Genomic DNA, 7,630 nt, shown 5'->3' with positions numbered 1-7,630 from the left:
ATTTTCGACATCCTTTCGAACCGAGGTCCTCAGGTCCAAAGCCTGAGATGCTTGGCCGCTACACCACGGGGCTAATGGACGACAAAAAAGAGCCGAGCATTATAAAGATTTCTGATGGGTGGTCTCTGGTGAAAATCCCGCAGTGGCTTGCGAGTGAGCTCGTTCTCACTCGCTCACAAGCCACCGGCTGCCGCCAGGTTCGCCTCCTGCATATTCTCATGGGAAGCGACATTCCCCGAAGGGGGCAACCCTCTTGTCGCTGCGATGCCCTTGACTTCGAGGGCTCACAACGAGGCGGCAGCACCGATTTTCACCGGAGCCAGGAGGATATAAAGATATATAAAGGTCAATTATAAAAGCCAGTTTCTGAAAGCATTGGAAAATTGTCAATGCAGGTGAGAGACGTGCAAAAAGCTGTTCTAAAGCGGGCAATCCTGGGAGCCTTGCTTGCCATCATCTTCATTGCCGCTATTCTCTCATTTGTGCGCGAGAGAGGCCTGACAGGGTTTGCAAGCGTTGTATACACGCAGATTGAGGTTGAGGAGCAGAAACCCGGGTCAGCGCCTCCGAAACTGACGACCACTTTCCCCCAGGAATCAAGGGTTACCATCAAAGAGCCTGAGAGCCAAAGCTTCTTCGCTGAGGCAACTGATCCTGATTCAGAGGTTAGATTCCAGTGGCAAATCAATGACATTGAGCTTGAGGGAGAAAACGACAAAAAATATACGTTTGAGGGCGGGTATAGTAAGGCTGGAACCTATAGGATAGGCATTATTGCATTTGATGGGTCCTCAAGGGACGCCCGAAGCTGGATACTTACAGTCAATAACACGCCCCAGGAGGGAGTGTACGATGGATGCAATGGCCTCTGCTGCGATGTTCAATGCAGAGACACAAGACTTACGTGCGCCGATGGCACAGAATCCGTATGCGGCAACAGGTGCAACCCATTGAACGGCCAGTGCGGCTCCTGCGTTCCGAAATGCTTTGAATATTTCTCAGCTCCATCAAAAGATGTAAAGCGCGTAGGTCAGCCGCCGAGCAGGAAAACGATCCCCTGCGTCAATGTGACAGAAAGTGTCAGGGAAGAGATCAAGATTAAGGAAGAGGACCTTCCATCGCAGTTTAAGATTCCGCCAGGGTATTCAGTGGTTATGCAGCCATTCAGCATCGATTGCTCAGGAGGAAATGTTGAGATGACCCTGAGCATCTCCCAAAAGTTTTATGATGTGGCAGCCCTGCAGTGCAGTGGAGCAGACTGTAAATCCTTCCATATCAAGAACACAACCCGGCTCAAATGCGGGAATCAGGTATTTGGTGAGATTTTACGAAAGGAAGAGGTCGTTGAGCCTAAGTTTTTTCAGGTCCCCATTGAGCAGACGACGCTTAATCTCACAGAATTTCGCAGGGCGGTGTTCAGCGGAGAAACGAGTGTTTTGTTCTACGGAGAGTTCTTCGAAAACCTCTCTGTGACCTTATTTGCCCCCAACAGTTCTGTTCCTCAGGCAAGCAATCTTGGGCTGAAGATCACAGGAACTCCTCTGGTGCTCAGTTTTAATCATGCTCAGAAAGGCCTTGGATCAACAGTGAGCATGCCCTTCAAGAAGGATGATGAGATTATTGAAGAGACAGTGGCGATCTACGGCAAGACTGCTGAAGGCTGGGAGCAGATTGATTCAGCCATAGACCCTGAAAAGAGGATCGTGACAGGCAACATCTCTGATATAGGCAGGTTCATTGACAGCAAAAGGCAGGTGATGTTCGCCCTCATGGGGGTCTACTGCAAGGAATGCTTCAACTCTTCCCTTAAGATGATTTACAATCCCGTTGAGCCATCGCGCAATGCCCTGATCCTGGTTCATGGCTTAGCCAGTTCCCCTGCGACATTCCAGGAGATGATTGATGATGTCAGGCTTACCCAGGGAAATTTCCAGATCTGGGTGTTTTCCTACTCACCTGAAAAAACGATTGGAGAAGCGAGTAAAGATCTTGCAAAGCTTATAGAAGCTGAAGTTGCTAGGTTTGATAACCTCTACATTGTTGCCCACAGCCTTGGAGGCTTGGTTGCCCAGCAGGCCTTGAACTTTGGGTTTACGGAGAATAAGAAGTTTGAGCGGTCTTACACGTTTGTTGGCAAGGTGAGGAAAGTCGTTCTTGCAGGAGCCCCTAATGAAGGAAGCCCTGCAGCAGAGGTCTATTTGAATCTTTTCAAATCACTAATCAACAAGAAAGGCTCCTTTAATGTGTTCAACTACTACAGCAACACGATTCGGGAGGTGGTCAATGGGATCATCACCCCGCGCGTTCCGGGGATTAGCTATTATGTGGTTGCAGGCACAAAGCCCTATGAGTTCAATCAGGTCTTTTTTGGAAAGTCCGGATTCAGGGAGGAGGTTGCGAATGACGGAGTTGTGTCAGTCAGAAGCGCGCAGCACGTCGGAGAAGGCTATATCGACAACCAGTGCGGGAATTATTTTGAAGTCAATGTGAGCCATTCCGAGCTGATCGATAATCCTTACTCAAGGCAGATCATAGAGAAGATCGTATCCAGCGAGATATTGGGAAAGGAAGAGGAAGCGAGCCTGTTGGGCCAGAACAATTATTTCGATATGAAGGTCGTAGCGTGCTCGCCGCTGGACAAGTTTGTTGTGGTTGGGAGAGAAGCCCCTTACGAAAAAATCCAGGACCCTTCAGGATGCAGCTGCGGAAATGGGTACTGTGGCTTTGGGGAGGACGAATCCAACTGCCCTTCTGATTGCGGGAATGTGTTTGCGCGGGAAAATCTTGCCAGGAACAGCAAATACATTGCCTTCCTGGTGATTGCCGGATATCTTATCTTCATTTCAAAGAGGAGGAAGTACTTCAGGAAATATGCGCACCTCAGCTATATCATCCGCCACATCAGAAACGATTATGATGTGCTGTATGATGGCGGGATCAGCAGGCAGGATCTGCAGGATCTGCTTGTTGTTGAGGGATGGTCTCGCAAGCACGTCAGTGAAAGCCTGGAGCGGCTCAGCAGGGAGCAGGAGATGAAATTTGAGCGTATCAGGCGTTTTGTGAAAGAAGGGCTTGGAAAAGGATTTCTCCATGAGTATATACTCGACAAGGCCAAAGAAAAAGGGTATGATGAATCTTTGGTCGTAAAGGCGCTCAAGAACGATCATGTTGCTATCGGCTTCAGGAAAAAGCAGCGGGAAACCCAGAACGAAGGAAGGTTCTTTAGGATAAGGAGGTAGAACTGCTCTTAAATCCGCGACTGGGCCTTAAATCAGCGCTTAAAATATCTGGTAAAGAACGCTACTTGGTCAAAGAGCCAGTCAGGAATAAGAGACGAGCCGTCCAGAGCAGCCCATCGGTATTCAGTGTGCTCTTCAGAAAGCTCCACATCTGTTGCCATTGCCCTGCAGAGAAAGATAAGCATGGTGATTCTCTGCCCATCATCCCTTGTAAAATGATGAACTCCTAATGGCCCGACTACAGTGACGGGCAGATGTGTCTCTTCTGCCGTCTCCCGCAACAGCCCCGCCAGAGGATCTTCTCCGGAATCCAGCCTCCCTCCAGGGATATCCCAGGTTCCGGGCTTATGGGGGTCGTTTGCTCTCCGCTTGAGAAGCAGTAATTGGTTGGCATCATTCACGATAAATGACTTTACAGCAATGGCAAAACTCTGCATAAAAAGAGAGAAATTCCGGGGTATAAAAACTTTCCTCGCGTTCGGGCTCAGTAGAAATTCCGGCATCCTTTCTGAGCTTCTTCGCAGTCATGAGCAGTGCTGACGGAGGGTTGGCCCAATCAAAACGCCTTTGGGCGTTTTGGTGTGCCAAAAGAGCGTAGCTCTTTTTAGCACCGTCGGGGGTGTCAGCATACTCGAATACAAGCGCAAGCGAGCCCGATGCCGACTGACTTTCTACTGAGCCTATTCAACCACTATGTTTATAAACCTTAGAGTATCCCTTCAGTTTTTAATGAACTTCAAAAACAGGCATATCATTTCTATCAAGGACTTCACCAAGCAAGAGCTCTTGCATATCCTAAAGGTCGCTGAAGGCATCCAGCAGCAAGGGCCTGTCCTGAAGGGCAAGATTCTTGCAACACTCTTCTTCGAGCCGTCCACAAGAACGAGGCTCTCATTCGAAGCGTCCATGCACAGGCTTGGAGGCAACGTCATCGGGTTTTCTGACGCCTCGAACACCTCAATGAGAAAGGGAGAAAGCCTGGAGGATACAATCAAGGTCGTATCAGGATACTGCGATGCTGTTGTAATCCGGCATCCTGAGGAAGGATCAGCTGCCCGCGCAGCAGGAGCCAGCCTGGTTCCAGTCATCAATGCAGGCGACGGCGCAAACCAGCATCCAACACAGACATTCCTGGATCTCTTTACAATCCTCAAGACAAAAGGGAGGCTCGATGGTCTTTCGGTTGGATTTCTTGGCGACCTCAAGTACGGAAGAACTGTCCATTCTCTGGCTCACGCATTGTCCTTGTTTGGGGCAAAGATGTATTTTGTCTCTCCTGAGTCTCTCAGGATGCCGAACGACCAGCTCAGCGAGCTCAAGAAGAGATGCGAATGTATCGAGGTTGCAGATGTAGCTGAGGTATGCGGGGATTTGGATGTTGTCTATGCAACCAGGATCCAAAAAGAGCGATTTCAGTTCGAAAATGACTTCAAGAAGGTTGAGGGAAGCTACAAGCTCGACCGATCAATCCTCAGCCAGATGAAGCCCGATGTCAAGATTCTTCACCCCCTTCCAAAAGTAGGAGAGATTGTGCATGATGTTGACGGAACAGACGCTGCAGTCTACTTCCAGCAGGCGCATTATGGGATTCCGGTGAGGATGGCTCTCCTTGCATTGGTTTTAGGAGCCGTCTGATTTTGATTTCTGAGAAGGGTGGACAATCCCATTAATCGATTCCACGATATGCTCAATGTGCTCCACAAAAGAGGCATAATGGCGTTGGGCAGCTTCTCTGTAAGGAGGGGATAGGCTCATTATTCTCTGCTTAGCGTGGCTAAGAGCTGCTTGAGCCTCATGCTGATAGCCTTGGAGTCTCTCAAGTAAAGTAGGATACTCTCCATTCTCCGGGATGGATTCTGTTAATTTCGGGACATTTCCATTGAGATACTCAATGTGATCGCCCATGAAGGTTGTAAGCTCATGGAGCTCCAGGCTTCCTTGCGTAATCGCCCAAAAATGATGGCCTTTAATAGCATCTGTGATGGCATCTACAAATTTGGAGGGGTGGTGTCTCAATGTCCAAGCAATAAATTTGGAATATTCCCACCCATAAGGCTGGAAGGGCTGGTACAATAAAGACTTAACGCCTGCCATAAGACTTTTCCAGCTTGGATTTGCAGCAAAATGAACGCCTGTCTCGCCCAGAGTATCATATAGTGCGCGCACTCTTTCAAAATAGTTCTTAAGAGTGGGGTCATAGACAGCGCTGAGGACCCGCATGTACTGTCTTATGATTTCCTCAGGATCCTGGCCATCCTTAGGAACAAAATTCAAAGTGAAAGAATGAGTATTGTCTCCTCCGGATTCCTGCACAAGCCTTCCCTCTTTCTTGCAGGTATAATAATCCGGGCTTCCCGGAGAAACAGTAAGCAAGCCAACCATAGCATTGACGATGCCAAGGTCCCGGATAGACTGTATCATGAGGTCATAATCCTCTTCAGTAGAGCCGTCAAGCCCCACAATAAATCCGCCATAAGGCTCGATGCCATGACGCTGTATGTTTCTGATAGTAGCATGCATATCCCTGACTGCATTCTGCCTTTTGCTGGTATTCCGTAAGACTTCAGGATTAAAGGTTTCTATGCCTGTAAAAACCCTATTAAAGCCGGCTTTCTGCATAAGGCCAAGGATCGTATCATCAATGTTCATGCTTGCTTCTGTAAAGAGCTGGAAAGGAAATCCATGCGCTTCCTGCCAAGCTGCAATCTGAGGAAGGAGCGCTTTGATTTCCTTTTGATTGGCGATAAAATTATCATCTACAACAAAGACAGAACCCTTCCATCCCATATCACGAAGCACATCAAATTCCTCAAGGATTTGATTCCCTCCCTTTACCCTGGCTCCATGGCCATATAAGCGAGGGATCTCACAGAAGCCGCAGCTAAAAGGGCATCCTCTTGATACTTGAACTGCCATAGAGACATAATCGTAGAGAGTATCTTCCAGAAGGTCAAACCTGGGCAAGGGGGTAGTTCTTGCAGCAGGCCTTGTAGCTGCAATCCGGATATCCTGAGAACTTCCCTCAAAAAATCTAATAAGGCGTTCTATCTCCGCTTCCTGATAAGGGGTTTCCTTGCCCCGAAAATCACGGATCTCCTGCGCATATACGCGTTTAGGATTGCCTGCTTCTAAGTCCTTAAGAAAAGGGCCCAAAGTTGCTTCTGCCTCATTCAGGACAAAATGATCAACCCAGGGGATCTGCTCATATGCAAGGGTTGGCAGCTGGCCTCCTGCAACAACAGATTTTCCATGCTCATGCGCTCTGGTCGTAACTTCCTCCAGAGAATCCCTCTGCACAATCATAGAAGAGGTAAATACAGAGTCAGCCCATTCTAAATCAGCGTCAGTAAGCTCTTTCACATTCATATCAACTAATCTTAGGTCATAGTCTTTAGGAAGCATCGCTCCAACAGTAAGTAAGGCAAGCGGTGGCATCACAGCCTTCCTTCCATCAAACCGGCGCGCTCCGCTAAAGCTCCAGTACGTTGTCTTTGGAAACTCAGGATAAACAAGAAGGATGTTCTTTGGAGACTTCACCATGGTTAACTAACAAGTATCGTCAGGTTTTATAAGTATTTCTATTTAAAATTGCTGTTTAAAGGAGGGTAACAAAGGGGATAGAGAGGATAATGTAATAAAGGATAATAGAAAAATGGAGCCGCGCCTAATCCTTCTGGCTAAACTTCTCCCCGCACTCGGAGCACGTATAAGAATCCGCTCCGACTCTCTCCATCTTCCGCTTGCATTCACCGCAGACAACCATAGGTGCAACTGACAGGCCTTCTTCATCAAGATGGGCGTCCACTCCCGGCAATGTGTTAGGTACCATAATCGAGGCTATAACTGTAATCAAACTGAGACTATAATCAAAAGAGAACCAAAAGGGCTTTTTAAAGTTTTCTATTTTTATTTACTTTATAGTAGTAATAATCCTGAGTCAGGGATGCTGGAACGTTAGCCCCTAATCAAAAACCTCAAAAGATAAGGACAAACAAAGAAATCTGCAAGAACTCTGCAGGCGTTAAGTAAACTTGTTGATTGTTAGGCTTTTGGCGTAGGCTCGTTCGGGGTGGCATCGAGTTCACATGCGCTTGTATCCCTGCAAAGCGACATTCCCCGAATTGGACAACCCCCTTGTCGCTGCTCTTTCCTATACCTAAGATGCTCACAGAATGATGCCACCCTTCCCTACGCCAAAAGCCTTTGTGTTACTTTGTGTTAAAAGTCTTAGTGTTACTTAGGAAAATTAGGTGAAACTCTCCAGCCTTACGGCTGAAGCCTCTTAGGAAAAGCTATCGCAAGCGCCTTCGGCAAATGTGGAAGAAAGCTACTTTTTTCTCGCTCATTATGATTTTCCCCTTCGGGTCGCTTCGCTAAAATCATATGGCTCC

6 protein-coding genes are annotated in these 7,630 nt (G+C 47.9%); 3 read left to right on the top strand and 3 right to left on the bottom strand.

Translation table 11 applies throughout. The features are described from left to right. On the top strand, positions 1-356 hold a 356-nt coding region (locus tag VJB08_06470; GenBank protein ID HLD43597.1), incomplete at its 5' end, for a hypothetical protein. A gap of 48 nt (positions 357-404) precedes the next feature. Next, positions 405-3,239 carry an alpha/beta hydrolase gene (locus VJB08_06465; protein HLD43596.1) on the top strand — a complete coding sequence of 945 codons (2,835 nt, stop codon included), beginning with the start codon at positions 405-407 and terminating at the stop codon, positions 3,237-3,239. A gap of 32 nt (positions 3,240-3,271) precedes the next feature. Here VJB08_06465 and VJB08_06460 read toward each other — a convergent pair whose 3' ends face one another. After that, entirely contained in the window at positions 3,272-3,676 is a 405-nt protein-coding gene (locus VJB08_06460; protein HLD43595.1) for an NUDIX domain-containing protein, read from the bottom strand. Positions 3,677-3,968: 292 nt separating this feature from the next. Between VJB08_06460 and pyrB the strand changes: the two genes are divergently transcribed. Continuing rightward, positions 3,969-4,874 (top strand): aspartate carbamoyltransferase, encoded by a 906-nt coding sequence (pyrB, locus tag VJB08_06455; protein ID HLD43594.1) that lies wholly within the window; start codon positions 3,969-3,971, stop codon positions 4,872-4,874. On the opposite strand, the gene VJB08_06450 is transcribed toward pyrB, so the two are convergent. Both VJB08_06450 and VJB08_06445 read right to left on the bottom strand, forming a co-directional pair. Then, complete coding sequence (locus tag VJB08_06450; GenBank protein ID HLD43593.1) at positions 4,860-6,779, bottom strand: B12-binding domain-containing radical SAM protein; 1,920 nt, start codon at positions 6,777-6,779, stop codon at positions 4,860-4,862. The genes pyrB and VJB08_06450 overlap by 15 nt on opposite strands. Positions 6,780-6,903: 124 nt before the next feature. Further along, complete coding sequence (locus VJB08_06445; protein ID HLD43592.1) at positions 6,904-7,068, bottom strand: hypothetical protein; 165 nt, start codon at positions 7,066-7,068, stop codon at positions 6,904-6,906. Between the last annotated feature and the right edge of the window lie 562 nt (positions 7,069-7,630).

It is taken from the genome of Candidatus Nanoarchaeia archaeon (assembly GCA_035290625.1).
In the GTDB taxonomy this organism is placed as follows: Archaea; Nanobdellota; Nanobdellia; order Woesearchaeales; family DATDTY01; genus DATDTY01.
Note: the sequence above shows the minus strand (reverse complement) of the source record. Positions and strands in the feature narration are given on the sequence as shown.

Bases quoted from the DNA above. Each gene is read 5' to 3' on its own strand.
- VJB08_06460 (HLD43595.1), bottom strand. From the start codon at position 3,676: ATGCAGAGTTTTGCCATTGCTGTAAAGTCATTTATCGTGAATGATGCC.
- pyrB (HLD43594.1), top strand. From the start codon at position 3,969: ATGAACTTCAAAAACAGGCATATCATTTCTATCAAGGACTTCACCAAG.
- VJB08_06450 (HLD43593.1), bottom strand. From the start codon at position 6,779: ATGGTGAAGTCTCCAAAGAACATCCTTCTTGTTTATCCTGAGTTTCCA.
- VJB08_06445 (HLD43592.1), bottom strand. From the start codon at position 7,068: ATGGTACCTAACACATTGCCGGGAGTGGACGCCCATCTTGATGAAGAA.